This is a genomic window from Pseudomonas sp. MF09156, assembly GCF_059862305.1.
The window spans coordinates 60,401-86,243 of sequence record NZ_JCBCUR010000002.1 but is presented as its reverse complement, the minus strand read 5'-3'; the positions used below and the strand labels follow the sequence as shown (position 1 = coordinate 86,243).

The following is a 25,843-nucleotide window of genomic DNA, read 5'->3' as shown; positions in this document are numbered from 1 at the left end:
TTATGTATAAAGCCCTGGGAAACCTGTCGCTGGATCTGTTGCGCGCCTTTGAAGCCGCCGCCCGTCATCGCAGCTTTACAGCGGCGGCGATGGAGCTGGGCACCACCCAGCCGGCCGTCAGCCAGCAGATCAAGCGCCTGGAAGAACAGCTGGCAGTACGCCTGTTCGACCGTATCTACCGGGGCATCGAATTGACTGACGCGGGCATGCTGTTGTTCGAGCACGTCCAGGCCGGATTGCAGAGCATTGATGCGGGCCTGGGGCTAATCACGGAGCAGGACCAGCACGAAGTGTTGCAAGTGGCGACCGACTTCGCCTTCGCCGCCTACTGGCTGATGCCGCGTCTGCATCGCTTTCATGAGGCCAACCCGCAAGTGGATGTGAGCCTGGTCACCAGCGAGCGCAACCACGCGGCCTTGCGCAGTGACATCGATGTGGCGGTGTTGTTTGGCGACGGGCGTTTTCGCCAGGGCCACAGCCAGTGGTTGTTCAACGAGGAAGTGTTCCCGGTGTGCAGCCCGCAACTGCTCAAGGGCCGCGCCACGCCGCTGTCGCTACAAAGCCTGCAGGAGCTGCCGCTATTGCACCTGCGCCAGGAAAACAGCCAGTGGTTCGACTGGAACGGGGTGTTTCGCGAACTGGGCATCACCGCCGCGCCGACCCCCGGCCTGCTGCGTTTCGACAATTACACCCTGTTGATCCAGGCGGCGATTGCCGGCCAGGGCGTGGCCATCGGCTGGCGCCATCTGGTGGATAACCTGCTGGAGCAGAAATGGCTGTGCCGGCCGATTGGCGACACGGTGATCTCGCGCTTTGGTTATTACGTGGTGTTGCCCCAGCGCAAACGGCGCGGGCAGTTGATCGAACGGTTTGTCGACTGGCTGGCGGCCGAGCAGGCCAGCAGCGCGCAGTCCCTGGCCGGGCTGGCCCTGCCGTCGATTGCGGTCTAGGATCGGCCGATCAACGAGTCCGGAGCCAGTCATGCAACGTATCAAGGGCTACCACGCCCATATCTACTTCGACGCCAGCACCCTCGACCAGGCGCGCAAGCTCTGCGAAGACGCGGCGGCCATCTTCCCGGTGCGCATGGGGCGCATGCACGAGCGCCCGGTGGGCCCGCATCCGGACTGGAGCTGCCAGCTGGCGTTCGACCCCGAGTACATCGGCGTGGCGCTGCCGTGGCTGGCGCTCAACCGCAACGGGTTGGTGGTGTTTCTGCACCCGGATACCGGCGATGACCTGAAGGATCACACCGACTATGCGATCTGGATGGGCGCCATGCGGCCGTTGGATTTGTCGATTTTTTAACCAGTTGCTGTCAGTTAAGTCCTCACGTTCTGGTGCGAAGAACAGCACAGGGACGTGGGGATTTTTTCTGGGTTGTTCCACTATATGGGATTGATATTTATATATTGAGATATTTTCAGCCTTAGGTTTATAGTCGGCCATCTGCCACATTCCAGGTGAAGCGATGCCGGCGCAATTGATCGCGCTCGATTGGGGAACCAGTTCCCTTCGTGCCTATAAGCTCGGCCCAGGTGGCCAGGTCCTCGAACAGCGCTCGCTGGCGTCGGGGATCATGCATTTGCCCAGTGCACCGCGATTGATCGGTGGTGTTCATTGCAGCGATGGGTTTGAGCTGGCCTTTGATACCGCGTGCGGCGACTGGCTCGACGCCCAGCCCGAGCTGCCGGTGATCGCCTGCGGCATGGTCGGCAGCGCCCAGGGTTGGGGTGAGGCGGCCTACCGCAATACGCCGGTCGACGTCGCCAGCCTGGGCTTGGCGCTGCACAAGGTGCGCAGTTTGCGCGGTGTGGATGTGCATATCGTGCCCAACGTGATGCGCGGCGAAGAAACCCAGGTGCTCGGCGTGCTGCAAAGCCAGCCAGCCAGCGCTGAATTATTGATCGGCCTGCCCGGCAGCCATTCCAAATGGGTCGAGGTAGTCGCAGGCCGCATCACCCACTTCGACACCTTCATGACCGGCGAACTGTTCGCAGTGCTGAGCACGCACAGCATTCTGGGGCGTACGCAAAAGAGCGTCGGGCAGTTTCAGGCCGACGCCTTTGACCGGGGCGTGCGCGTGGCACTTTCAGAGGATGGCCGGCGCGGTGTGCTGTCGACCCTGTTCAGCGCGCGCACCCTGGGGTTGACCGCAGAACTGACTCCTGAGCAGCAGCCCGACTACCTGTCCGGCCTGCTGATCGGTCATGAACTGGCCGGCTTGCCCGACCGTGCGCGCCACACGCCGATCATCCTGGTGGGCGCCGCCGCCCTCTGCGCCCGCTACCAACGTGCCCTCGCCCTGTGTGGTTTGCACCACGTCAGCCTCGCGCAAGCAGCGACCGAGCGCGGCCTGTGGCAACTGGCGCTGGCCGCCGGGCTCATTCAACCTGCAATCGAGGCCTGACATGCTCAAGCAAGCACTCACACACAACGGTTTGATCGCGATCCTGCGGGGCCTGCTCCCGGATGAGGCTGGCGCTGTCGGCCAGGTGCTGTACCAGGCCGGGTTCCGGGTGATCGAAGTGCCGCTCAATTCGCCAGATCCCTACACCAGCATCCGCACCCTGCGTGAGACGTTGCCCGCCGACTGCCTGATCGGCGCTGGCACCGTGCTGACGCCCGAGCAGGTGGAGCGGGTGAAGGCGGCGGGTGGCCAGGTGATCGTCATGCCCCACAGCGATGCCAAGGTGCTGCGTGCCGCAAAAGCTGCGGGCCTGTACCTGTCGCCTGGGGTCGCGACGCCCACTGAAGCCTTCGCCGCCCTGGCCGAAGGGGCCGATGTGCTCAAGCTGTTCCCGGCCGAGCAAATGGGCCCGGCGGTGGTCAAGGCCTGGCTGGCGGTGTTGCCGGCCGGCACGGTCCTGCTGCCGGTGGGCGGGATTACCCCGGACAACATGCAAGTGTTCGTCGACGCCGGGGTCAAGGGCTTTGGCCTGGGCTCCGGGCTGTTCAAGCCCGGCATGACGGTCGAGCAGGTGGCGAGCCGTGCCCAGGCGTATGTCGCTGCCTGGAATGCCTTGAACTGAGTGTGCCTGGCGCCTCAGGCGCCGCATCCGACAAGAGAGATAAGAAGATGAAAATCACCAAACTGACCACCTTTATCGTGCCGCCGCGCTGGTGCTTCCTCAAAGTGGAAACCGACCAGGGTGTAACCGGTTGGGGCGAGCCCGTGGTTGAAGGCCGCGCCCACACCGTGGCGGCGGCGGTCGAGGAATTGTCCGACTACTTGATCGGCAAAGACCCGCGCAATATCGAAGATATCTGGACCGTGCTGTATCGCGGCGGCTTCTACCGGGGCGGCGCGATTCATATGAGCGCCCTGGCCGGGATCGACCAGGCGTTGTGGGACATCAAGGGCAAGGCCCTCGGCGTGTCGGTCAGCGACCTGCTGGGCGGCCAGGTGCGGGACAAGATCCGCGTCTACTCGTGGATCGGCGGCGACCGCCCGGCCGACACCGCCCGTGCGGCCAAGGAAGCCGTGGCCCGGGGGTTTACGGCGGTGAAGATGAATGGCACCGAGGAGCTGCAATTTCTCGACACCTTCGACAAGGTCGACCAGGCCCTGGCCAACGTGGCCGCCGTGCGCGACGCGGTCGGCCCGAATGTCGGCATTGGCGTGGACTTCCATGGCCGCGTCCACAAGCCCATGGCCAAGGTGCTGATGAAAGAGCTGGACCCGTACAAGCTGATGTTTATCGAAGAGCCGGTACTCAGCGAAAACTACGAAGCGCTCAAGGAACTGGCGCCTTTGACCAGCACCCCGATTGCCCTGGGCGAGCGGCTGTTCTCGCGCTGGGATTTCAAGCGTGTGCTCAGTGAAGGTTACGTCGACATCATCCAGCCGGATGCGTCCCACGCCGGCGGCATCACCGAAACCCGCAAGATCGCCAACATGGCCGAAGCCTACGACGTGGCCCTGGCCCTGCACTGCCCGCTGGGCCCGATTGCCCTGGCGGCGTGCCTGCAACTGGATGCGGTTTGCTACAACGCGTTTATCCAGGAGCAAAGCCTGGGCATTCACTACAACGAGAGCAACGATTTGCTCGACTACGTGCGCGATCCGGGAGTTTTCGACTACGACCAGGGCTTTGTGAAAATCCCCAACGGGCCGGGGCTGGGGATTGAGATCAACGAGGAATACGTGATCGAGCGCGCGGCCATTGGTCACCGCTGGCGCAACCCGATCTGGCGGCATGCCGATGGCAGTTTTGCCGAGTGGTGATTGTCACCTGACGGAACGCGGTCAGTGTGGGAGCTGGCTTGCCTGCGATAGCAATGTTGAATGTTCCGCCGCCATCGCAGGCAAGCCAGCTCCCACTTTCAACCCGGTAGCCGTTAACCGACCTCAATAAACATAATAAGAGGCTCCCCCCATGCACCCTGAAACCCTCACCGGCCAGGCGTCCCTCGTCACGCCCAGCCGCAAGCGTTACTTCATCATGGTCCTGCTGTTTATCACGGTGGTGATCAACTACCTGGACCGCAGCAACCTGTCGATTGCCGCGCCGGCCCTGACCAGCGAGCTGGGGATCGACCCGGTGCATGTGGGGCTGATTTTCTCGGCGTTCGGCTGGACCTACGCCGCCATGCAAATCCCCGGCGGCTGGCTGGTGGACCGGGTGCCACCGCGCATTTTGTACACCGTGGCTTTGCTGTTGTGGTCGATTGCCACGGTGATGCTGGGGTTCGCCGCAAGCTTTATCGCGCTGTTTGTGTTGCGCATGGCGGTGGGTGCCCTGGAAGCGCCGGCTTATCCGATCAACAGTCGGGTCGTCACCAGCTGGTTTCCCGAGCGTGAGCGCGCCACGGCCATTGGTTTCTACACGTCCGGGCAGTTCGTCGGGCTGGCGTTCCTTACCCCGGTACTGGCGTGGTTGCAGCATCACTATGGCTGGCACATGGTGTTTATCAGCACCGGCGCGGTGGGCATCCTCTGGGCACTGGTGTGGTATGCGGTGTACCGCGAGCCGCGGGATTTCAAAGGGGTCAACAGCGCAGAAATCGAGTTGATCCGCGCAGGCGGCGGCCTGGTGGACCTGGATGCACAAACCGCCAAGCGCAAGGCGCCTTTCAGTTGGGTCGACCTGGGTATCGTGCTGACTAAACGCAAGCTGTGGGGCATCTACCTGGGCCAGTTCTGCCTGAACTCGACCCTGTGGTTTTTCCTGACATGGTTCCCAACCTACCTGGTGAAATATCGCGGCATGGACTTCATCAAGTCCGGCCTGCTTGCCTCGCTGCCGTTTCTCGCGGCGTTTGTCGGGGTGTTGTGTTCCGGGCTGTTTTCCGACTGGCTGATCCGCCGTGGCGCCTCGGTGGGGTTTGCGCGCAAGTTGCCGATCATCAGTGGCCTGCTGATCTCCACGGCGATCATCGGCGCCAACTTCGTGGATTCCACGCCACTGGTGATTGCATTCCTGGCGGTGGCGTTCTTCGGCAACGGCCTGGCGTCGATCACCTGGTCGCTGGTCTCGACACTGGCGCCGGCGCGACTGTTGGGGTTGACGGGTGGGGTGTTCAACTTCATCGGCAACCTGGCGGCGATTACCACGCCTATCGTCATTGGCTTTCTGGCCACGGGCGATTCGTTTGCGCCGGCGATTACCTACATTGCGGTGTTGGCGTTGCTGGGGGCGCTGTCCTACATATTGCTGGTGGGTAAGGTCGAGCGGATCGAGCTGAAGGAATAAAGCTGTTGTAGAAGCGAGCTTGGCTCGCTCCTACAAGGGGGGCGTTTATTTACGGGCGTTACGCACACCTTCCGACAGCGCTGCACACAGACTCAACACCCCATCAATCGCTTGCTGGTCGTTGCTGGCATTGGCGATGTGGTCGATCAGCGCCGACCCCACCACCACACCGTCCGCCAGGCGGGCGATGGCGGCGGCCTGTTCCGGGGTGCGGATGCCGAAGCCGATGCTGATCGGCAGGTCGGTATGCCGGCGCAGGCGGCCGACGGCCTCTTCCACGTGTTCCAGGGTGGCGGCACCGGCACCGGTCACACCGGCCACCGACACGTAGTACACAAACCCGGAGCTGCCGTTGAGCACGGTGGGCAGGCGCGCATCGTCGGTGGTGGGCGTGGTCAGGCGGATAAAGTCGATGCCTGCGGCCTGGGCCGGGTCGCACAGTTCGCTGTTATGTTCCGGCGGCATGTCGACCACGATCAGGCCGTCCACGCCGGCCTCTTTTGCGTCATGGATAAAGCGCGGCACGCCGTACATGTGGATCGGGTTGAAGTAGCCCATCAGCACCAGCGGCGTATCGCTGTTGCCCTGGCGGAACTCGCGCACCATCTGCAGGGTTTTCAGCAGGTTCTGCTTGGCGCCCAACGCGCGGATATTGGCCAGTTGGATCGCCGGACCGTCGGCCATCGGATCGGTGAAGGGCATGCCCAGCTCGATCACATCGGCGCCGGCTGCCGGCAAGCCCTTGAGGATCGCCAGGGAGGTGTCATACCCCGGGTCGCCGGCGGTGACGAAGGTCACCAGGGCGGCGCGGTTTTGTTCCTTGAGTTGCGCAAAGCGGGTTTGCAGGCGGCTCATTTAGTGTTTCTCCTGCTGAGACTGTTCCATATGGTGCATCACGGTCTGCATGTCCTTGTCGCCACGGCCCGACAGGTTGACCACCATCAGGTGATCCTTGGGCAGGCTCGGTGCGCGCTTGAACACTTCGGCCAGGGCGTGGGCGCTTTCCAGTGCAGGAATAATCCCTTCCAGGCGGCAGCATTTGTGAAAGGCGTCGAGGGCTTCGTCGTCAGTTACCGAGGTGTATTGGACGCGGCCGATATCGTGCAACCACGCATGCTCAGGGCCGATGCCGGGGTAGTCGAGGCCCGCGGAAATCGAGTGGGCGTCGATGATCTGGCCGTCGTCGTCCTGTAACAGGAAGGTGCGGTTACCGTGCAGCACGCCTGGTACGCCGCCATTGAGGCTGGCCGCGTGCTTGCCGGTCTCGATGCCGTAGCCTGCGGCTTCGACGCCAATGATCTGGACACTGGTGTCATCGAGAAACGGGTGGAACAGGCCCATGGCATTCGAGCCACCGCCGATGCACGCCACCAGGCTGTCGGGCAGGCGGCCTTCCTGGGCTTGCAACTGGGTACGGGTTTCCTTGCCGATCACGGCCTGGAAGTCGCGGACCATGGCCGGGTACGGGTGCGGGCCGGCCACGGTGCCGATCAGGTAGAAGGTGCTGTCGACGTTGGTCACCCAGTCGCGCAGGGCTTCGTTCATCGCGTCCTTGAGGGTGCCGGTGCCGGCCACCACCGGGATCACTTCGGCGCCCAAAAGCTTCATGCGGAACACGTTGGCCTGCTGGCGCTCGATATCAGTGGTGCCCATGTAGATCACACATTGCAGGCCAAACCGCGCGGCAACGGTGGCGGTGGCCACGCCGTGCATGCCGGCGCCGGTCTCGGCGATGATGCGTTTCTTGCCCATGCGCCGCGCCAACAGGATCTGGCCGATGCAGTTGTTGATCTTGTGCGCGCCGGTGTGGTTGAGCTCTTCGCGCTTGAGGTAGATCTTGGCGCCGCCGCAGAACTCGGTCAGGCGTTCGGCAAAGTACAGCGGGCTGGGGCGTCCGACATAGTCGCGCTGGAAGTAGGCCAGTTCTTCGTTGAAGGCCGGATCGATCTTGGCTGCTTCGTATTCGCGGGCCAGGTCGAGGATCAACGGCATCAGGGTTTCCGCCACGTAGCGGCCGCCGAACGCGCCAAACAGGCCGTTGGCGTCAGGGCCGTTGCGTAAATCGGTCTGGGACTGAGTCATGGTGCGCTCCAGGAAGAAAGTTGGGAGAGGCAATGACGGCCACTCTACCCCTGACGCCGGACCGTGAAAACCGATAAGATCGCTGCAACCTGTCAGGAAAACTCACAGATGAGCCGAGACCTTCCGCCGCTTAATGCCCTGCGTGCATTTGAAGCCACCGCCCGCCTCAACAGCGTCAGCCAGGCAGCCGAGCAATTGCATGTGACCCACGGTGCGGTCAGCCGACAACTGAAAGTGTTGGAAGAACACCTTGGGGTGAGTCTTTTCGTCAAGGATGGACGCGGCATTAAACTCACAGATGCCGGCGTGCGGCTGCGCGATGCCAGCTTCGAGGCGTTCGAGCGTCTGCGGGATGTGTGCGGGGAGTTGACCCAAAGCAGCGCCGACGCGCCGTTTGTCCTTGGCTGCTCCGGCAGTCTGCTGGCGCGTTGGTTTATTCCGCGCCTGGGGCGCTTGAATGCCGACTTGCCGGATTTGCGCCTGCATCTATCGGCGGGCGAAGGCGACCTTGATCCAAGGCGCCCGGGCCTGGACGCCCTGCTGCTGTTTGCCGAGCCGCCGTGGCCTGCGGATATGCAGGTCTACGAGCTGGCGAGCGAGCGGATTGGCCCGGTGATGAGCCCGCACTTTGCCCACTACCAAGCCCTGCGCCAGGCACCCGCCCAAGCCCTGCTGGGCGAAGCCCTGTTGCACACCACTTCGCGCCCGCAAGCCTGGCCCAATTGGGCACAGCACCATGGCATCGAGCCCGGGGCATTGAAGTACGGCCAGGGGTTTGAGCATTTGTATTATTTGCTGGAGGCGGCCGTGGCTGGCCTTGGGGTGGCGATCGCACCGCAACCGCTGGTGGCGGAGGACGTGCGCGCCGGTCGCCTGGTTGCGCCATGGGGTTTTAGTCAAACCCCGGCGCAACTGGCGTTGTGGCTACCCAAGCGCGCCGCGGATGGGCGCGCCCGGCAGCTGGCGCAATGGCTCAAGGCTGAGCTTGCGCGCCAGCCGGTTTAGTCACCGCGTTTGCACAGCAGGTAAGCCGCCAGCAGGCCCAGTGCGCCAACGGCAACGCCGGCGGTGGTCCAAGGGTGCTCCTGTGCGTAGTCACGGGTGGCAGCCCCGGTTTCGCGGATTTTCACTTTGCTTTCTTCGTAGGCGTCGCTGATCAAGTGGCGGGAGTGCTTGAGGGCATTCTCGGCATTGCTTTTGAGGGCCTTCAGGGTTTTGCGCGACTCGTCAGACGCATCGTCCTTGAGGCTCTCAAGGGATTTGAGCAGGCTCGAAATCTCGGCTTCCATGCTTTCCAATGACGCTTTGCGTAAAGAGGTGTTGGCCATGTGGGCTCTCCTGGAGTGAATGAGTAACGTGTGTTGATTCCGACTGCGGGGGTTTCAGAAAGTGCAGTAAATCTGAACTTTCAAGTGAGAAGAGTCGCCAGAAGCAGTAAGAAGAATCACTGCTAGGCTTCATTCATCGACCCAGGAGAACACTCATGACTGATCATCACACCTACAAGAAAGTCGAACTGGTGGGCTCGTCCCCAACCAGTATCGAGGACGCCATCAACAATGCGCTGGCCGAGGCCAGCAAGAGCATCAAGCACCTGGAGTGGTTTGAGGTCACCGAAACCCGTGGCCACATCAAGGACGGCAAGGCCGCGCACTTCCAGGTGACACTCAAGGTGGGCTTTCGTATTGCCAATAGTTGACGGGGTTGGTTGAACTTGCACGCTGGCCGATTGCCATAACCTGCGCTACACCCTTTGGGCGCCGATGCCCTATGCGTCGGCGTACATTTTTTGATCAGCGCAAGGAAAGTAACGGATGAAAAAGTTTCTGTTAGCGGTAGGTTTGTTGAGCCTGGCAGGTACAGCCCTGGCGGCTGGCAAGGATTGTGGCGAGCTGAAAAGCGAAATCGACGCCAAGATCCAGGCCAATGGTGCGTCCGGGTACACCCTGGAAATTGTCGAAAAAGGCAGCGCAACCAACGGCGAAGTGGTCGGCAGTTGCGAAGGTGGTACCAAGGAAATCGTCTACAACCGCAGGTGATCCCGTGCGGCAGACATAAAAACCGACGCCAGAGCGTCGGTTTTTATGTCTGCCGATCAGCCTTTCATCACCTGGGCCAGTAGCTCATAGGAATGAATCCGATCAGCATGTTCGTACAGGTCGCAGGTAAAGATCAGCTCATCGGCGCCCGTCTGCTCGATCAACACCTCCAGTTTGGCGCGAATCTTCGCCGGGCTGCCTACCATCGCCAGGCCTAGGAAACTGCCTACCGCGTCCTTCTCATGGGGCAGCCACAGGCCGTCCATGCTGTCGACCGGCGGGCGTTGCACCAGGCTTTGCCCACGCATCAGCGCGAGAATTCGCTGGTAGACCGAGGTGGCCAGGTAATTGGCCTGCTCATCGGTATCAGCGGCCACCAGCGGCACACCGAGCATCACATAGGGCTTGTCGAGCACTGCCGAAGGCTTGAAGTGATTGCGATAGACGCGAATCGCCTCATGCATCATGCGCGGTGCGAAATGGGAGGCGAAGGCGTAGGGCAAACCGCGCTCGCCGGCCAGTTGGGCGCTGAACAGGCTGGAACCGAGCAGCCACACCGGGACGTTGGTGCCGGTGCCCGGTACGGCGATCACCCGTTGGTCGGGGGTGCGCGGGCCCAGGTAGGCCATCAACTCGGCCACATCTTCCGGGAAGTCATCGGCGCTGCCGGAGCGTTCGCGGCGCAGGGCGCGGGCGGTCATCTGGTCTGAGCCGGGTGCGCGGCCCAGGCCCAGGTCGATCCGGCCGGGGTACAGGCTTTCCAGGGTGCCGAACTGTTCAGCGATCACCAGTGGCGCATGGTTGGGCAGCATCACGCCGCCTGCGCCGACCCGGATAGTCGAAGTGCCACCGGCCAGGTAGCCGAGCAGCACCGAGGTCGCGGAGCTGGCGATGCCATCCATATTGTGGTGCTCGGCCACCCAGAAGCGGGTGTAGCCGAGCTTTTCCACGTGCTGGGCCAGGTCCAGGGAATTGCGCAACGACTGCGCCGGGCTGCCATTGGCGCGCACCGGTACCAGGTCGAGGGTCGAGAACTTCACATCGGACAGTGGTTTCATAAGCCTGCTTCTCCATAGGGGCGCAGGCTTGTGACGAACCAAAACCTGCCGCTTCATGTGCATGCCCTATGCAATGAGGGCATATACCCGAGATTCAATAGCGGACATGAAATTTCCTACTTGCCCGCTTGGTTTTTCCGACAGGGTGAACTTTGCCAGAGGTTCTATCCTCAGAACCTTACTGATGCACAACCACTGCTTGGGAGAACGCTATGAGTATCGTGAAAAAAGCCTCCGCACACTGGGAAGGCGACCTGAAAACCGGTCTGGGCTCGATCTCGACCGAAACCGGCGTATTGCGCGAAGCCCCCTACGGCTTCAAGGCACGTTTCGAAGGTGGCAAGGGTACCAACCCTGAAGAACTGATCGGCGCGGCCCATGCCGGCTGCTTCTCCATGGCCTTTTCCATGATTCTTGGCGATGCCGGCCTCAAGGCTGACAGTATCGACACCCAGGCCGAAGTGACCCTGGACCAGGTGGACGGTGGTTTTGCGATCACCGCAGTCCACCTGATCCTCAAGGCCAAGATCCCCGGCGCGAGCCAGGCGCAGTTCGATGAACTGAGCAAGAAGGCCAAGGAAGGATGCCCGGTATCCAAGGTGCTGAACGCCACCATCACCCTGGATGGCACCCTCGTCAACTGATCTGCGCAGGTCCAATGTGGGAGCGGGCTTGCTCGCCCCCACATTTTGTTCTGCGTTAAATCAGAACTCGCGTTTCGCAAATGTGGTCTCATACCCATGCAGCCTTTGGCGCACACCCGTGCGCAGCGCATTTAGGGAGCTTCACACATGAAACGTTTTGCCTTGGCGATTATCTGCGGTGTTTTGGCCACATCGGCAATGGCCGCGCCCAAAGACTGTGAAGAGCTCAGGAAAGAGATTGAAGTCGGCCTACAGGCCAAGGCAATCCCGTCCTACACCCTGGAAATCATCACCGCCGAAGAAGCCAAGAATCATGACGAAGCCATGATCGTCGGCTCCTGCGAAAACGGCACCAAGCGCATCATCTACCAGCGCAACGATGACTGATCAGGGAATGCAGTTGACGCTGCGTTCCTCGGCCAGCAACTGACGCTGGGCGTCATACAGCCGGATATTCGGGGTGAAGCCCAGCGAGCGCCCTTCCAGGCGGTAGCGCTGGCCGGCCTGGAACTGGTCGTATTGCAGGGTGATAAAACAGGTGCGCTCCTGGGGCTGGTTCAGCCCGCCACCCAGGCCTGCGCCGGCATACACTTCAAAATCAAAACGCACCATCAACTCGTGGCTGCCCGGTGGCACCTGGAAGTAGCGCCCATCGTCCAGGGCCTTGCCGTCCAGGCGTTGCGCCATGACCAGCTTGGCGCCGGGTGTCGGGGTGGCAAAATCGACCCAGGCCTGTTGCGGGTCGGCTGGCGGGATCGGGGTGGAGGCGCAGGCGCTGAGAAAAATCGCCGCCAAGGGAAGCAAGAGCTGACGCATAGTGGGCACTCAACCGTAGGAATGGTATGAGCATAACCCCTGCCAGCCAGTTAGTCTGGCGGGCCAAAGATTGTGGAGCGGTTTGAGATGGTGCGGCATTTATTGGCGGGGCTGACGTGCCTATTGCTCGGTGGCTGTTCCAGTGTCAGCTATTACAGCCAGTTGGCCAGCGGCCAATGGCAGCTGCTGCAGGCGCGGGAGCCGGTGGCCAAGGTGATCGCCGATCCGACGCGCCCGCAAGTGTTGCGTGAGCATTTGGCGCAATCCCAGAAGGCACGCACCTTTGCCAGCCAACAGTTGCATTTGCCCGACAACCAGAGCTACCGCCTTTACGCCGATATCGGCCGGCCGTACGTAGTCTGGAATGTCTTTGCTACATCAGAGTTTTCTTTGTTACCCCAGACCCATTGTTTCCCGATTGCCGGCTGCGTGGCCTATCGCGGTTATTACACTCAGGGCGCGGCCCGGGGCGAGGCTGCGTTGTTGCAACTGCGTGGCATGGATGTGTCGATTGGCGGCGTCGAGGCCTATTCCACCCTCGGCTGGTTCAATGACCCGATCATGAGTTCGATGATGCGCTGGGGTGATGAGCGCCTGGCCACGGTGATTTTTCACGAGCTGGCGCACCAGCGTTTTTATGTGAAGGACGACACGGAGTTCAATGAGTCGTTTGCCACCTTCGTCGAGCAGGAAGGCACCCGGCAATGGCGCGCGGCCCGTGGCCTGGCGCCTGCAAGCGAATCGACGCTGAAGCAGCGCGACCAGTTTATCCAACTGATCCTCGACACCCGCAGTCGCCTGGAGCGCCTGTATGCGCAGCCGTTGGCCGCAGATGCGATGCGCCAGGCCAAGGCGGCCGAATTCGAGCGCTTGCGCCGTGAGTATCGGCAGATGCGCGACAGCCAGTGGGGCGGCGACCCGCGTTATGACGCCTGGGTCAATCAGCCGATGAACAATGCGCGGTTGTTGCCGTTTGGGCTGTATGACCAGTGGGTACCGGCGTTTGCGGCGTTGTTTCGCCGGGAGGGCGGGGATTGGCTGAGGTTCTACGGCGCCGTGGAGCAGTTGGGGCGCTTGCCGGTGGAACAGCGCAAATTAGCGTTGCGGCAGTTGGTAAGCGGTGACGTTTAGGGCCTCATCGCAGGCAAGCCAGCTCCCACATGTTGATGTGTGAACACCGTCCAATGTGGGAGCGGGCCTGCCCGCGATAGCGGTCTCAAGCCCGCCGCAAAAACGCCTGATGCATCTCCTCCAGCGTCTCAAAATGCCAGCGCGGCGCTTCAGCATTCAACTCGGCAAAACTACCAAACCCATACCCCACCGCCGCTGCATCCAGCCCGTTGCTACGTGCGCCGATCAGGTCGTGCTTGCGGTCGCCGATCATCAAGGTACTGGCCGGATCCAGGCCTTCCTCGTGCATCAAATGGGCGATCAGCTCGACCTTGTTGGTGCGGGTACCGTCCAATTCACTGCCGTAAATCACCTTGAAGTGCTTGGCGAAATCGAAATGCCGGGCGATCTCCCGGGCAAATTCCCACGGTTTGGAGGTGGCCACATACAGTTGGCGACCCTGGGCATTGAGCTCCTCCAGCAACGGCATGACCCCATCGAACACCCGGTTTTCATAGAGCCCGGTGACTTTGAAGCGCTCGCGATAGAAATTCACCGCCTCCCAGGCCCGCGCCTCGTCGAAATCGTAGAACTGCATAAAGGCTTGCAGCAGCGGCGGGCCGATAAAGTGTTCGAGCTTGGTCAGGTCCGGCTCATCGATGCCCAGCTTGGCCAAGGCGTACTGGATCGAGCGGGTGATGCCTTCCCGTGGATCGGTCAGGGTGCCGTCCAGGTCAAACAGGACGGTTTGGTAATCCAGGGTCATCGGTCGAATCCTTCTGCCAGGTGCAGGTCCTTGAGCTTCACGTAGTTCGCTGCGCTGTAGGTGAAAAAGGCGCGTTCCTTGTCAGAAAGCGCGCGGACTTGTTTAACCGGGCTGCCCACATACAAAAAGCCGCTTTCAAGTTTTTTGCCCGGCGGCACCAGGCTGCCGGCGCCGATGATCACATCGTCTTCAACCACCGCGCCGTCCATCACAATGCTGCCCATGCCGATCAGGATACGACTGCCGACGGTGCAGCCATGGAGCATGACCTTGTGGGCGATGGTCACATCGTCGCCGATCAGCAGCGGGAAACCGTCAGGATTGAAGGGCCCGGCGTGGGTAATGTGCAGCACGCAGCCGTCCTGCACGCTGGTGCGCGCGCCGATGCGGATGCGGTGCATGTCGCCGCGAATCACCGTCAGCGGCCAGACCGAGCTGTCGGCGCCGATTTGAACATCGCCGATCACCACCGCCGAAGCATCGACGAAAGCCCCGGCGCCGAGGGTTGGCGTGTGATTCTGATAGGTGCGAAGGGTCACGATAGCCTCTCTCTGTTTGGTTGATAGCTGCGGTGGACGTTGATTGTAATTAAGATGGCCCCATCTTTGTCTTACCTGTTTCTTCAGCCAAGGTGCCAACCGTGAGCGCGAACAACCCTCTTTTGCAGTCCTACGACCTGCCGCCGTTCTCGGCGATCCGTGCCGAGCACGTCCAACCGGCCATCGAACAGATCCTGGCCGACAACCGCGTCGCCATCGAAGGCATCCTGCAAAGCCAGGGGAAAAATCCGACCTGGGCCGGCCTGGTCCTGGCCATGGATGAACTCAACGACCGCCTGGGCGCCGCCTGGAGCCCGGTCAGCCATCTCAATGCCGTGTGCAACAGCGCTGAACTGCGTGAGGCCTATGAGGCCTGCCTGCCGGCATTGAGCGCCTATTCCACCGAGATGGGCCAGAACCGCGAGCTGTTCCAGGCCTTCGAAGCCCTGGCCAACAGCCCGCAAGCGGCCGGTTTCGACGTGGCGCAAAAAACCATTCTGGAGCACGCACTGCGCGACTTCCGCCTGTCGGGTATCGACCTGCCGCCTGAGCAGCAGAAGCGCTACGCCGAGGTGCAGAGCAAACTCTCCGAACTGGGCAGCAAGTTCTCCAACCAATTGCTCGACGCCACCCAGGCCTGGACCAAGCACGTCACCGACGAAGCCACCCTCGCCGGCCTGACCGACTCGGCCAAGGCGCAAATGGCGGCTGCGGCCCAGGCCAAAGGCCTCGACGGCTGGCTGATCAGCCTGGAGTTCCCCAGCTACTACGCGGTGATGACCTACGCCCACGACCGCGCCCTGCGCGAAGAAATCTACGCGGCCTACTGCACCCGTGCGTCGGACCAAGGCCCGAATGCCGGTCAGAACGATAACGGCCCGGTGATGGAACAGATCCTCGACTTGCGTCAGGAACTGGCCCAACTGCTCGGTTTCGCTTCTTTCTCCGAACTGAGCCTGGCCACCAAAATGGCCGAATCCAGCGACCAGGTACTCAGTTTCCTACGCGACCTGGCCAAACGCAGCAAGCCATTCGCCAACCAGGACCTGCAACAGCTCAAGGCCTACGCCGCCGAACAAGGCTGCAACGACCTGCAAAGCTGGGACAGTGGTTTCTACGGCGAAAAGCTGCGTGAACAGCGCTACAGCGTGTCCCAGGAAGCCCTGCGTGCCTACTTCCCGATCGACAAAGTGCTGGGCGGGCTGTTTGCCATCGTCCAGCGCCTGTATGGCATCGAGATCGCCGAGCAGAAAGGCTTCGACACCTGGCACCCGGATGTTCGCCTGTTCGAAATCAAGGAAAACGGCCAGCACGTCGGCCGCTTCTTCTTCGACCTGTATGCCCGCGCCAACAAGCGTGGCGGTGCCTGGATGGACGGCGCCCGGGATCGTCGGCGCACCGCCGAGGGTGTGCTGCAAAGCCCGGTGGCTAACCTTGTGTGCAACTTCACCCCGGCCGACAGCGGCAAGCCAGCCCTGCTGACCCACGATGAAGTCACCACCCTGTTCCACGAATTCGGTCACGGCCTGCACCACCTGCTGACCCGCGTCGAACATGCGGGCGTGTCCGGCATCAACGGCGTGGCCTGGGACGCGGTGGAGTTGCCGAGCCAGTTCATGGAGAACTGGTGCTGGGAACCTGAAGGCCTGGCGCTGATTTCCGGTCACTATGAAAGTGGCGAAGCATTGCCCCAGGACCTGCTGCAAAAAATGCTCGCGGCGAAGAACTTCCAGTCTGGCCTGATGATGGTGCGCCAGCTGGAATTCTCGCTGTTCGACTTTGAACTGCATGCCACCCACGGTGATGGCCGCAGCGTGGCGCAGGTGCTCGAAGGCGTGCGCGACGAGGTGTCGGTGATGCGTCCGCCGGCCTATAACCGCTTCCCCAACAGCTTCGCGCATATCTTCGCCGGCGGTTACGCGGCGGGGTACTACAGCTACAAGTGGGCCGAAGTATTGTCGGCAGATGCCTTCTCCAAGTTCGAAGAAGACGGCGTGCTCAATGCCGAGACTGGCCGGGCCTTCCGCGAGGCGATCCTGGCCCGTGGCGGCTCCCAGGCGCCGATGGTGCTGTTCGTCGACTTCCGCGGACGCGCACCGTCGATTGACGCACTCTTGCGCCACAGCGGCCTGAGTGAGGACGCGGCAGCATGAGTGACGGGCCTGTGATCACCAAAAAGCAATTTATCGCCGGCGCCGTGTGCCCGGCGTGCAGCGAGCCGGACAAGTTGAAGATGTGGACCGAAGACAGCGTGCCCCATCGCGAATGCGTGGCCTGTGGCTATACCGACACGCTCAACGACCAGGGTTTGTCGGTGCCCAAGGAATTGGGCACGCGGGTCAACACCTCGGCGTTGAAAGCGCCGGCGGACCCCAAGGTGCAGGCGGTGCAGTTCTTCCCTAATCCCAAGCTGAAAAAAGACTGACGGACCTTACTCCGTCCAACCTGTGGGAACAGGCTCATGTAGGAGCTGGCTTGCCAGCGATAGCATCACCTCGGTGTCACTGATACACCGAGGTGTCTGCATCGCAGGCAAGCCAGCTCCTACACAAGCCTGTTCCCACTTTTTTTTGCGCGCATTTCTCGATTTTCCTGGCTGAAACGGTTCTCTCATTCCTTAGCCTGCTATCATTTGTAACCATTGATTACATCCACAACGACAAGCCGCTCCATGAAGCGACTGCTCAAACCCGTGACCACATGATGAGGTGCCACCATGTCTGATCAAGATCGAGACAACCCCCGGCGTGACTTTTTGCGCAAATCCTTGACCTTGATCCCGGTGGTCACGGTTGCCAGCACCGGCCTTGGCGGCTCGATGCTGATGGCCACGCCCGAGCCTGTCCAGGCCAGCCCGGCCAAGGCACCTACCAGCGAAAAGACCTACGAGCCCAGTTACTTCACCGCTGAGGAGTGGGCCTTCGTCAACGCGGCCGTCGCGCGCCTGATCCCCGCAGATGCCCAAGGCCCAGGTGCCCTGGAAGCCGGTGCACCGGAATACATCGACCGGCAGATGAACACGCCCTACGCCAGCGGCGCCCTGTGGTTCATGCAAGGCCCGTTCAATGCCGACGCACCGCCCGAGATGGGCTGGCAGAGCAAACTGGTGCCCAAGGAGATCTATCGCCTGGGTATTGCTGCCACGGATTCCTGGTCGAAAGCGTTCAACGGTAAAACATTTGCTGGGCAAGACAGCGCTACCCAGGATGATTTGCTGCGCCGCCTGGAGGCGGGAGGTGCCGAAACCGGCGAGCATTTCGCCGCGGTCCCGCCGAAGATTTTCTTCAACTTGTTGCTGCAAAACACCAAGGAAGGGTTCTTCTGCGACCCGATCCACGGCGGCAACAAAGGCATGGTCGGCTGGACCATGATCGGCTTCCCCGGCGCCCGCGCCGATTTCATGGATTGGGTTGAACGCAACGAGCAATACCCCTTCCCGGCTGTTTCCATCCGTGGCGAGAGGGCATAAACGTGGCGACCATCATGAAGAAAGTGGATGCAGTCATCGTCGGCTTTGGCTGGACTGGCGCGATCATGGCCAAGGAGCTGACGGAAGCCGGCTTGCACGTGGTAGCGCTGGAGCGCGGCCCGATGCAGGACACCTACCCGGACGGCAATTACCCACAAGTGATCGACGAACTGACCTACAGCGTGCGCAAAAAGCTGTTCCAGGACATTTCCAAGGAAACTGTGACCATTCGCCATAGCGTGAATGACATCGCCCTGCCCAACCGTCAGTTGGGCGCCTTCCTCCCGGGCAACGGCGTAGGCGGCGCGGGCCTGCACTGGTCGGGCGTGCATTTTCGGGTGGACCCTATCGAACTGCGCATGCGCAGCCACTACGAAGAACGCTACGGCAAAAACTTCATTCCCAAGGACATGACCATCCAGGACTTCGGCGTCAGCTACGAAGAACTGGAACCGTTCTTTGACTACGCCGAAAAGGTCTTCGGCACCTCCGGCCAGGCCTGGACCGTGAAGGGCCAACTGGTGGGTGAAGGCAAGGGCGGCAACCCTTACGCGCCGGATCGTTCCAGCCATTTCCCACTGGAATCGCAGAAAAATACCTACTCGGCGCAGCTGTTTCAGCAGGCCGCCACTGCCGTGGGCTACAAGCCCTACAACCTGCCTTCGGCCAATACCTCGGGGCCTTACACCAACCCCTATGGCGCGCAGATGGGGCCGTGCAACTTCTGTGGTTTTTGCAGCGGGTATGTCTGCTACATGTACTCCAAGGCATCGCCCAACGTGAACATCCTGCCGGCCCTGCGCCAGGTGCCGAACTTTGAACTGCGGCCAAATTCCCACGTGCTCAAAGTCAATCTCGACAGCACCAAGCGCAAGGCCACTGGCGTGACCTATATCGACGCCCAGGGCCGCGAGATCGAGCAACCGGCAGACCTGGTGATTCTTGGCGCCTTCCAGTTCCACAACGTGCGCCTGATGCTGCTCTCGGGCATCGGCAAGCCCTACGACCCGATCACGGGCGAAGGGGTGGTGGGCAAGAACTTCGCCTACCAGAACATGGCCACCATCAAGGCCTACTTCGACAAAGACGTGCACACCAACAACTTCATCGGCGCTGGCGGCAATGGCGTGGCGGTGGACGACTTCAACGCCGATAACTTTGATCATGGCCCCCATGGCTTCGTCGGCGGCTCGCCGATGTGGGTCAACCAGGCGGGCAGCCGGCCGATTGCCGGTACCTCCAACCCACCGGGCACGCCGGCCTGGGGCAGTGCGTGGAAGCGCGCCACGGCCGATTACTACACCCACCAAGTGTCGATGGACGCCCATGGCGCTCATCAATCCTACCGGGGCAACTACCTCGATCTGGACCCGGTTTACCGTGATGCCTACGGCCTGCCGTTGCTGCGCATGACCTTCGACTGGCAGGAAAACGACATCAAGATGAACCGCTTCATGGTCGAGAAAATGGGCAAGATCGCCGAAGCGATGAACCCCAAGGCGATTGCCGTACTCGGCAAGAAGGTCGGCGAGCACTTCAACACCGCGTCTTACCAGACCACGCACCTCAACGGTGGCGCGATCATGGGTACCGACCCGAAGACCAGCGCGTTGAACCGCTACCTGCAGTGCTGGGATGTGCACAACGTGTTTGTCCCAGGCGCATCCGCTTTCCCACAAGGCTTGGGCTACAACCCTACGGGCCTGGTGGCGGCGCTGACCTATTGGTCGGCCCGGGCGATACGCGAGCAGTACCTGAAAAATCCCGGCCCGCTGGTTCAGGCATAAGGAGCGACGACTATGAAAGCATTTGTTATCGCAACCCTGGCCCTGTTCAGCAGTTGCTCGGTGAGCGCCGCTGAAACTGATCTGGTCAAACAGGGCGAATACCTGGCTCGCGCCGGTGACTGCGTGGCCTGCCACACCGCCAAGGGCGGCAAGCCGTTTGCCGGTGGCCTGGCGATGGAAACCCCGATCGGCGTGATCTACTCCACCAACATCACCCCGGACAAAACCGGCCTGGGGGACTACAGCTTTGAAGATTTCGACAAGGCCGTGCGCCATGGCGTCGCCAAAAGCGGTAGTACCCTTTACCCGGCGATGCCTTACCCGTCTTACGCACGTGTCAGCGAAACCGACATGCAGGCGCTGTATGCGTACTTTATGAAAGGCGTGGAACCGGTCGCCCAGGCGAACCAGGACAGTGATATTCCCTGGCCCTTGAGCATGCGCTGGCCCCTGGCGGCATGGCGTTGGATGTTTGCGCCCGAGGTGGCGGGCTATCAGGCCCCGGCCGATGCCGACCCGGTGATCAGCCGTGGCGCCTACCTGGTGGAAGGCCTCGGTCACTGTGGCGCCTGCCATACCCCGCGGGCCCTGACCATGCAGGAAAAGGCCCTGAGCGCGTCGCAAGGTGCGGCGTTCCTGTCCGGCAGTGCGCCCCTGGAAGGCTGGATCGCCAAAAGCCTGCGCGGTGACCACAAGGATGGCCTGGGCAGTTGGAGCGAAGAGCAACTGGTGCAGTTTCTCAAGACCGGCCGCAGTGATCGCAGCGCCGTGTTTGGCGGCATGAGCGACGTTGTAGTCCACAGCATGCAGTACATGTCTGAAGACGACCTGACCGCTATCGCCCGTTACCTCAAGAGCCTGCCGGCAGTCGATCCCAAGGATCAGCCGCACCAGTACGACAAGCAGGTGGCCGAGGCTTTATGGAAAGGCGATGACAGCCAGCCGGGCGCTGCGGTGTACATCGACAACTGCGCGGCCTGCCATCGCACCGATGGCCATGGCTACACCCGGGTGTTCCCGGCGCTGGCGGGCAACCCGGTGTTGCAGACGGCGGATGCCACATCGTTGATCAACATTGTGTTGAATGGTGGAACCCTGCCGGCCACACACGCAGCGCCTTCTACATTCACCATGCCGGCCTTTGCCTGGCGCTTGTCGGATCAGGAAGTGGCGGATGTGGTCAGCTTTATTCGGGGCAGCTGGGGTAACCAGGGCGCGCCGGTGAAGGCTGGTGACGTGGCCGACCTGCGCAAAAGCGATAAACACACCACCTCGGGCGACGATCTGGGGCAAGTGACGAGTCACTGATTTTGCCTTTGCCGCCCAACGGCACTGGTCAGATACGCTGCGCCTCGATACTGTATATAAAAACAGTATCGAGGCGCTTTCATGTCCACTCCTCTGCCGCCGCGCGGGCGAGGCACCGCCACCAACCTGCACAATCGCTTCGCGCCCACGGTGAGTGTGGCCGAGGATGACGGCTGGTATCAGGAAGTGCCGCCGACCCAGGGCACCGAAGTGCGCATCGAGACGGCAAAGACCATCATCACCCGCAACACCTCGCCGGACCTGCCGTTCGACCGCTCCATCAACCCTTACCGGGGGTGTGAGCACGGTTGCATTTATTGTTATGCGCGGCCCAGCCATGCCTATTGGGACATGTCCCCGGGCCTGGATTTTGAAACCAAGCTGATCGCCAAGAGCAACGCCGCCCAGGTGCTGGAGCAACAATTGTCCAAGCCCGGTTATGTGTGCGCGCCGATCAACCTGGGCTCCAACACGGACCCGTACCAGCCCATCGAGCGCGAGTACCAGATCACCCGGCAAACCCTGCAAGTGCTGCTGCGCTATCGCCACCCGGTGACTATCGTGACCAAGGGTTCGTTGATCCTGCGTGACCTTGACCTGCTCACCGAACTGGCCCGCCAGCGGCTGGTGGCGGTGATGATCAGCCTTACTAGCCTGGACGACGAACTCAAGCGCATCCTGGAACCTCGTGCAGCGGCGCCCAAGGCGCGGCTGCGGGCGATCCGGGTGATGCGCGAGGCAGGGATCCCGGTAGGCGTGCTGTGCTCGCCGATGATTCCGATGATCAACGACAGCGAACTGGAAAGCCTGCTCGTCGAGGCCCATGCCGCCGGGGCGCAGAGCGCCGCCTATATGATGCTGCGCCTGCCCCTTGAGGTGGCGCCGCTGTTCGAGGAGTGGTTGGCGGCCCATTACCCGCAACGGGCGGCCCATGTGATGAGCCTGGTACGCCAGGTGCGCGGTGGCGAAGTCTATGACAGCCGCTTCGGTGTGCGCATGCGCGGTGAAGGACCGTTTGCCGACCTGCTGGCGCAACGATTTGCCAAGGCGATCAAGCGTTTGGGGCTTGACCGGCGTGAGGGCTTCAATCTCGATTGCAGTGCATTCTGTCCACCCGGCAGGCAGCTGGCTTTGTTGTAGACTGATACAAATGCGCGGGTTTCCCGGCCAGGGTGGTCGCGTTTTGATATCACTGAAACCCGCGAGATAGAGCGGTTGATTCAGTTTGAGTTAAGTTTCGGCAGGTACCTTGTTCATCGAGTGACTGATGGGTCGGCGGCGCTGGCTGGGTGGTTTGCATGTGTTGTTTCCCGGTGATCGCGCGTCGACCTCAACTGCAAGACTCTCCTGCCCCAACCACGAGGATGAATCATGAGTGACAAGGATAAACAGCCGTTGGCTGCGTCGGCTTCAGCCCCTCACGAGGCGGAGTCCGCCGATGCAGCGCTGCAGCACATCGTTGATGGCTTTTTGCATTTCCATAACGAGGTCTTTCCCCAGCAGGAAGAGCTCTTCAAGAAACTCGCCACGGCCCAGAGCCCACGGGCGATGTTTATCACCTGTGCCGACTCGCGCATTGTTCCGGAACTGATCACCCAGAGCTCCCCGGGCGATTTGTTCGTCACCCGTAACGTGGGTAACGTCGTGCCGCCTTACGGGCAGATGAACGGCGGTGTGTCCACGGCCATCGAGTACGCGGTGCTGGCGCTTGGCGTGCAGCACATCATCGTTTGCGGCCACTCCGATTGTGGCGCCATGCGGGCCGTGCTCAACCCCCAGAGCCTGGAAAAAATGCCCACGGTCAAAGCCTGGCTGCGCCACGCCGAGGTCGCCAAGACCATGGTCCAGGACAACTGTGATTGCGCCAATGAAGGCGAAAGCATGCAGGTGCTGACCGAAGAAAACGTCATCGCCCAGTTGCAACACTTGCGCACCCACCCCTCTGTGGCTTCGCGCATGGCCAACGGCCATTTGTTCATCCACGGCTGGATCTACAACATCGAGACCAGCGAGATCAAAGCCTACGATGCGGACCAGGCCACGTTCCGGCCGCTGAGCGGGTCCGGACCGATCCCTTCGGCGACGCCCAAAGCGCGCTTCTAAAACAATCCCCTGCCGGGTAATGCGATGGCTGCCATGGATGCAGCCAGGCCTTGCCACGCCCGGCGAATGCCTCGGGAGAGTCATCATGCGTGCAGCTCAATTAAAAACAGTGCTGCCACGGGAGCTGTTGGCTTCGGTGGTGGTGTTTCTGGTGGCCTTGCCCCTGTGCATGGGGATCGCCATTGCATCCGGGATGCCACCGGCCAAGGGCCTGATCACCGGGATTATCGGTGGCCTGGTGGTGGGCTGGCTGGCCGGTTCGCCCCTGCAAGTCAGCGGCCCGGCGGCGGGCCTGGCGGTGTTGGTGTTCGAACTGGTGCGCCAGCACGGCATGCTGATGCTCGGGCCGATCCTGCTGTTGGCGGGTTTCCTGCAACTGGTGGCCGGGCGCCTGCGCCTGGGCTGCTGGTTCCGGGTGACGGCGCCGGCGGTGGTCTACGGCATGCTGGCGGGGATCGGGGTGTTGATCGTCCTGTCGCAAGTGCATGTGATGCTCGATGGGGCGCCCAAGCCTTCGGGGCTGGATAACCTCGCGGGCTTCCCCGCCGCAGTGGCCCAGGCCATTCCCAGCCTGGGTGGCGGGCTCGGTTGGCAAGCCGGCCTGCTGGGCTTGGCGACCATGCTGGTGATGTGGTTGTGGGACCGGTTTCGCCCGCAAAAGCTGCGTTTTGTCCCCGGCGCATTGCTTGGCGTGGGCCTGGCGACTGTGACCAGCCTGGCGCTGGCCTTGCAGGTCAAGCGCGTGGAGGTGCCGGAAAACCTCGCCGATGCCATTGATTGGTTGCGCCCCAGCGACCTGCTGAACCTGGCCGACCCCAACCTGTTGATCGCGGCCTTCGCGGTAGCCTTTATCGCCAGTGCCGAAACGTTGCTTTCGGCGGCGGCTGTGGACCGTATGCACAACGGTCAGCGTTCGGACTTCGACAAGGAATTGTCCGCCCAGGGTGTAGGCAACATGCTATGCGGCCTGGTAGGCGCATTGCCCATGACCGGGGTGATCGTGCGCAGTTCGGCCAACGTCCAGGCGGGGGCAACCACGCGCTTGTCGGCGATGTTCCACGGCCTTTGGCTACTGGCCTTCGTATTGCTGTTGTCGAGCGTGCTGCAAAGTATTCCGGTGGCGAGCCTGGCGGGGGTGCTGGTGTACACCGGCATCAAGCTGGTGGACCTCAAGGCGTTCCGTGGCCTGGCGCGTTATGGCCGGATGCCGATGTTCACCTACGCCGCCACGGCCCTGGCGATCATCTTCACCGATTTGCTGACGGGAGTGCTGGTGGGCTTCGGCCTGACCCTGGTCAAACTGGCGTGGAAGGCTTCACGGTTGAAAGTCAGCCTGATCGACCTGCCCCAGGACGGTGAGATGGAGTTGCGATTGACCGGTGCGGCGACCTTTCTCAAAGTGCCCGCATTGACCCAGGTGCTGGCGACGGTGCCTGCGGGGACCACGGTGCATGTGCCGCTCAATAACCTGAGCTACGTGGATCACTCGTGCCTGGAATTGCTGGAGGAATGGGGGCGGGCCAATGCAGCCAAGGGCTCGAAGTTGGTGATCGAGGCGCGCGGGTTGAAGCGCAGGTTGGAAGGGCGGATACGTACCACGACGCGGATTGGTTCGGCCCCGTCAGTGGGCTGACGAAACCGGATAAAAAAATGTGGGAGCGGCGGTGCGACGATTCGACTTGCCCGCTCCCACACTTTGTTCTACGCCAGGCCGGAAATTCAGGCTGGCTGATCCAGCTCCAACTCCACGCCCAACTGGCGCGACAGGCACGGCCAGCGCTTCCACGCCGCTTCCGTTGCCGGGCTCTTGAGCTGTTCGCGATAGGCCTCGACGGACTCCAGGGCGAAGCTCTCTTCATTGAGCATTTCATCCACCGCCAGGTGCACGGCTTCATCCAGCTGATTGGCGAAATCTTCGCCGATCAGTTGGTGGGCAATCACGTTGGCAACGGTGGTGTCTGCCGGAATCAACGGCTGGCCGAAATGCTTGATATACAGATCGTTTACTTCTTCCACCAGTCGGTGGGCCAGGTAGGCCTCGTCCAACAGGCCGTTGAGGCCTTCATGGGCCGTCAGGATCGCCGGCGGCTGTAGAAAGAAATGCTCGGCGATTTTCAGCACCGGCTTGATCTGGCTTTCAATCCCGGCTTCCCGGGCCACGTCGTTGGCGGCGTCCAGCAGGTCCGGGACCTGGTCGATGTAGGCGGTGACGAAACGCGTCATCACGGCATTGCGATCACCGTCGGCCAGGGAAATGGCCGAGTGCAGGTGTGGCAACTGTGCGTCCAGTTGTTTAGCCAATTGGCCGGTGGACGCTTCGTGTTGATGGGCACGGGAAATCTGCTCGCGCAATGCGGCGGTGTTCATGAAAGCTCCAGGAATACGGGCGTAGGAAAGGGGATTGCATAAGGTAGCTCGTTTATACG

General features: G+C 61.7%; 28 protein-coding genes. 20 read left to right on the top strand and 8 right to left on the bottom strand.

Going from position 1 to position 25,843, the window contains the following annotated elements:
* The first annotated feature begins 2 nt into the window (after positions 1 to 2).
* From AC19YY_RS06140 to AC19YY_RS06115, 6 genes are all read left to right on the top strand, one after another.
* Positions 3 to 950: a choline sulfate utilization transcriptional regulator gene (locus AC19YY_RS06140; RefSeq protein WP_432754821.1), complete on the top strand. Its 948-nt coding sequence runs from the start codon at positions 3 to 5 to the stop codon at positions 948 to 950.
* A 31-nt stretch (positions 951 to 981) separates the two neighbouring features.
* Positions 982 to 1,308, top strand: coding sequence for a DOPA 4,5-dioxygenase family protein (locus tag AC19YY_RS06135; protein ID WP_169954086.1), 327 nt, complete (start codon positions 982 to 984; stop codon positions 1,306 to 1,308).
* Positions 1,309 to 1,471: 163 nt separating this feature from the next.
* Positions 1,472 to 2,410 carry a 2-dehydro-3-deoxygalactonokinase gene (locus AC19YY_RS06130; protein ID WP_500603964.1) on the top strand — a complete coding sequence of 313 codons (939 nt, stop codon included), beginning with the start codon at positions 1,472 to 1,474 and terminating at the stop codon, positions 2,408 to 2,410.
* Between the two features lies 1 nt (position 2,411).
* Positions 2,412 to 3,032, top strand: a complete 621-nt coding sequence (locus AC19YY_RS06125; RefSeq protein ID WP_170057455.1) for a 2-dehydro-3-deoxy-6-phosphogalactonate aldolase — start codon at positions 2,412 to 2,414, stop codon at positions 3,030 to 3,032.
* Between the two features lie 47 nt (positions 3,033 to 3,079).
* A complete protein-coding gene (gene dgoD, locus AC19YY_RS06120) occupies positions 3,080 to 4,228 on the top strand; it encodes a galactonate dehydratase (RefSeq protein WP_032857121.1) in 1,149 nt (382 codons plus the stop codon).
* A 151-nt stretch (positions 4,229 to 4,379) separates the two neighbouring features.
* Positions 4,380 to 5,696, top strand: a complete 1,317-nt coding sequence (locus tag AC19YY_RS06115) for an MFS transporter (RefSeq protein ID WP_029290257.1) — start codon at positions 4,380 to 4,382, stop codon at positions 5,694 to 5,696.
* A gap of 45 nt (positions 5,697 to 5,741) precedes the next feature.
* Here AC19YY_RS06115 and trpA read toward each other — a convergent pair whose 3' ends face one another.
* Positions 5,742 to 6,551: a tryptophan synthase subunit alpha gene (gene trpA, locus AC19YY_RS06110; RefSeq protein ID WP_172313863.1), complete on the bottom strand. Its 810-nt coding sequence runs from the start codon at positions 6,549 to 6,551 to the stop codon at positions 5,742 to 5,744.
* Positions 6,552 to 7,778: a tryptophan synthase subunit beta gene (trpB, locus tag AC19YY_RS06105; protein ID WP_169954090.1), complete on the bottom strand. Its 1,227-nt coding sequence runs from the start codon at positions 7,776 to 7,778 to the stop codon at positions 6,552 to 6,554.
* Positions 7,779 to 7,886: 108 nt separating this feature from the next.
* On the opposite strand from trpB, the gene AC19YY_RS06100 reads away from it, so the two are divergent.
* Positions 7,887 to 8,783 (top strand): LysR family transcriptional regulator, encoded by an 897-nt coding sequence (locus tag AC19YY_RS06100; protein ID WP_170041993.1) that lies wholly within the window; start codon positions 7,887 to 7,889, stop codon positions 8,781 to 8,783.
* On the opposite strand, the gene AC19YY_RS06095 is transcribed toward AC19YY_RS06100, so the two are convergent.
* The gene (locus tag AC19YY_RS06095; RefSeq protein ID WP_016969656.1) at positions 8,780 to 9,106 is read right to left on the bottom strand and encodes an ElaB/YgaM/YqjD family protein; all 327 of its coding nucleotides are present in this window, start codon (positions 9,104 to 9,106) and stop codon (positions 8,780 to 8,782) included. The two genes, AC19YY_RS06100 and AC19YY_RS06095, sit on opposite strands and share 4 nt — an antisense overlap.
* Before the next feature lie 155 nt (positions 9,107 to 9,261).
* On the opposite strand from AC19YY_RS06095, the gene AC19YY_RS06090 reads away from it, so the two are divergent.
* Together AC19YY_RS06090 and AC19YY_RS06085 are read left to right on the top strand one after the other, a co-directional pair.
* Complete coding sequence (locus AC19YY_RS06090; protein ID WP_029290270.1) at positions 9,262 to 9,477, top strand: dodecin; 216 nt, start codon at positions 9,262 to 9,264, stop codon at positions 9,475 to 9,477.
* Positions 9,478 to 9,592: 115 nt separating this feature from the next.
* Positions 9,593 to 9,817: a DUF1161 domain-containing protein gene (locus tag AC19YY_RS06085; protein WP_169954092.1), complete on the top strand. Its 225-nt coding sequence runs from the start codon at positions 9,593 to 9,595 to the stop codon at positions 9,815 to 9,817.
* A 56-nt stretch (positions 9,818 to 9,873) separates the two neighbouring features.
* Here the strand turns inward: AC19YY_RS06085 and AC19YY_RS06080 are convergent, their stop codons facing one another.
* On the bottom strand, positions 9,874 to 10,875 hold the full coding sequence (locus AC19YY_RS06080; protein WP_029290274.1) for an LLM class flavin-dependent oxidoreductase: 1,002 nt from the start codon (positions 10,873 to 10,875) through the stop codon (positions 9,874 to 9,876).
* Between the two features lie 212 nt (positions 10,876 to 11,087).
* Here AC19YY_RS06080 and AC19YY_RS06075 point away from each other — a divergent pair, with 212 nt between their 5' ends.
* On the top strand, positions 11,088 to 11,519 hold the full coding sequence (locus AC19YY_RS06075; RefSeq protein ID WP_003170750.1) for an OsmC family protein: 432 nt from the start codon (positions 11,088 to 11,090) through the stop codon (positions 11,517 to 11,519).
* Positions 11,520 to 11,666: 147 nt separating this feature from the next.
* A complete protein-coding gene (locus AC19YY_RS06070; RefSeq protein ID WP_057439267.1) occupies positions 11,667 to 11,906 on the top strand; it encodes a DUF1161 domain-containing protein in 240 nt (79 codons plus the stop codon).
* Here the strand turns inward: AC19YY_RS06070 and AC19YY_RS06065 are convergent, their stop codons facing one another.
* Positions 11,907 to 12,335, bottom strand: coding sequence for a PA0061/PA0062 family lipoprotein (locus AC19YY_RS06065; RefSeq protein ID WP_170041991.1), 429 nt, complete (start codon positions 12,333 to 12,335; stop codon positions 11,907 to 11,909). It lies immediately after the preceding gene.
* An 87-nt stretch (positions 12,336 to 12,422) separates the two neighbouring features.
* On the opposite strand from AC19YY_RS06065, the gene AC19YY_RS06060 reads away from it, so the two are divergent.
* Positions 12,423 to 13,466 (top strand): aminopeptidase, encoded by a 1,044-nt coding sequence (locus AC19YY_RS06060; RefSeq protein WP_170041990.1) that lies wholly within the window; start codon positions 12,423 to 12,425, stop codon positions 13,464 to 13,466.
* Positions 13,467 to 13,551: 85 nt separating this feature from the next.
* Here the strand turns inward: AC19YY_RS06060 and AC19YY_RS06055 are convergent, their stop codons facing one another.
* Together AC19YY_RS06055 and AC19YY_RS06050 are read right to left on the bottom strand one after the other, a co-directional pair.
* Positions 13,552 to 14,211, bottom strand: a complete 660-nt coding sequence (locus AC19YY_RS06055) for an HAD family hydrolase (RefSeq protein WP_500603963.1) — start codon at positions 14,209 to 14,211, stop codon at positions 13,552 to 13,554.
* Entirely contained in the window at positions 14,208 to 14,750 is a 543-nt protein-coding gene (locus AC19YY_RS06050) for a gamma carbonic anhydrase family protein (RefSeq protein WP_170041989.1), read from the bottom strand. Before AC19YY_RS06050 ends, AC19YY_RS06055 begins: the two co-directional genes overlap by 4 nt.
* Positions 14,751 to 14,851: 101 nt before the next feature.
* Here AC19YY_RS06050 and prlC point away from each other — a divergent pair, with 101 nt between their 5' ends.
* The 8 genes from prlC (at position 14,852) to AC19YY_RS06010 (ending at position 25,050) form a co-directional block, all read left to right on the top strand.
* A complete protein-coding gene (gene prlC / locus AC19YY_RS06045; RefSeq protein ID WP_500603962.1) occupies positions 14,852 to 16,903 on the top strand; it encodes an oligopeptidase A in 2,052 nt (683 codons plus the stop codon).
* Positions 16,900 to 17,175 carry a YheV family putative zinc ribbon protein gene (locus tag AC19YY_RS06040; RefSeq protein WP_029290288.1) on the top strand — a complete coding sequence of 92 codons (276 nt, stop codon included), beginning with the start codon at positions 16,900 to 16,902 and terminating at the stop codon, positions 17,173 to 17,175. Before prlC ends, AC19YY_RS06040 begins: the two co-directional genes overlap by 4 nt.
* A 291-nt stretch (positions 17,176 to 17,466) precedes the next feature.
* Positions 17,467 to 18,219, top strand: a complete 753-nt coding sequence (locus AC19YY_RS06035) for a gluconate 2-dehydrogenase subunit 3 family protein (RefSeq protein WP_500603961.1) — start codon at positions 17,467 to 17,469, stop codon at positions 18,217 to 18,219.
* A gap of 2 nt (positions 18,220 to 18,221) precedes the next feature.
* Entirely contained in the window at positions 18,222 to 20,006 is a 1,785-nt protein-coding gene (locus AC19YY_RS06030) for a GMC oxidoreductase (protein ID WP_169954100.1), read from the top strand.
* Between the two features lie 12 nt (positions 20,007 to 20,018).
* Entirely contained in the window at positions 20,019 to 21,314 is a 1,296-nt protein-coding gene (locus AC19YY_RS06025; RefSeq protein WP_169954101.1) for a c-type cytochrome, read from the top strand.
* Between the two features lie 81 nt (positions 21,315 to 21,395).
* Positions 21,396 to 22,454 carry a PA0069 family radical SAM protein gene (locus tag AC19YY_RS06020; RefSeq protein ID WP_500603960.1) on the top strand — a complete coding sequence of 353 codons (1,059 nt, stop codon included), beginning with the start codon at positions 21,396 to 21,398 and terminating at the stop codon, positions 22,452 to 22,454.
* Between the two features lie 231 nt (positions 22,455 to 22,685).
* Complete coding sequence (locus AC19YY_RS06015; protein ID WP_057957895.1) at positions 22,686 to 23,417, top strand: carbonic anhydrase; 732 nt, start codon at positions 22,686 to 22,688, stop codon at positions 23,415 to 23,417.
* Between the two features lie 85 nt (positions 23,418 to 23,502).
* Positions 23,503 to 25,050, top strand: a complete 1,548-nt coding sequence (locus AC19YY_RS06010; protein WP_169954103.1) for a SulP family inorganic anion transporter — start codon at positions 23,503 to 23,505, stop codon at positions 25,048 to 25,050.
* 86 nt (positions 25,051 to 25,136) lie between these two features.
* Here the strand turns inward: AC19YY_RS06010 and AC19YY_RS06005 are convergent, their stop codons facing one another.
* A complete protein-coding gene (locus AC19YY_RS06005) occupies positions 25,137 to 25,784 on the bottom strand; it encodes a hypothetical protein (RefSeq protein ID WP_169954104.1) in 648 nt (215 codons plus the stop codon).
* Between the last annotated feature and the right edge of the window lie 59 nt (positions 25,785 to 25,843).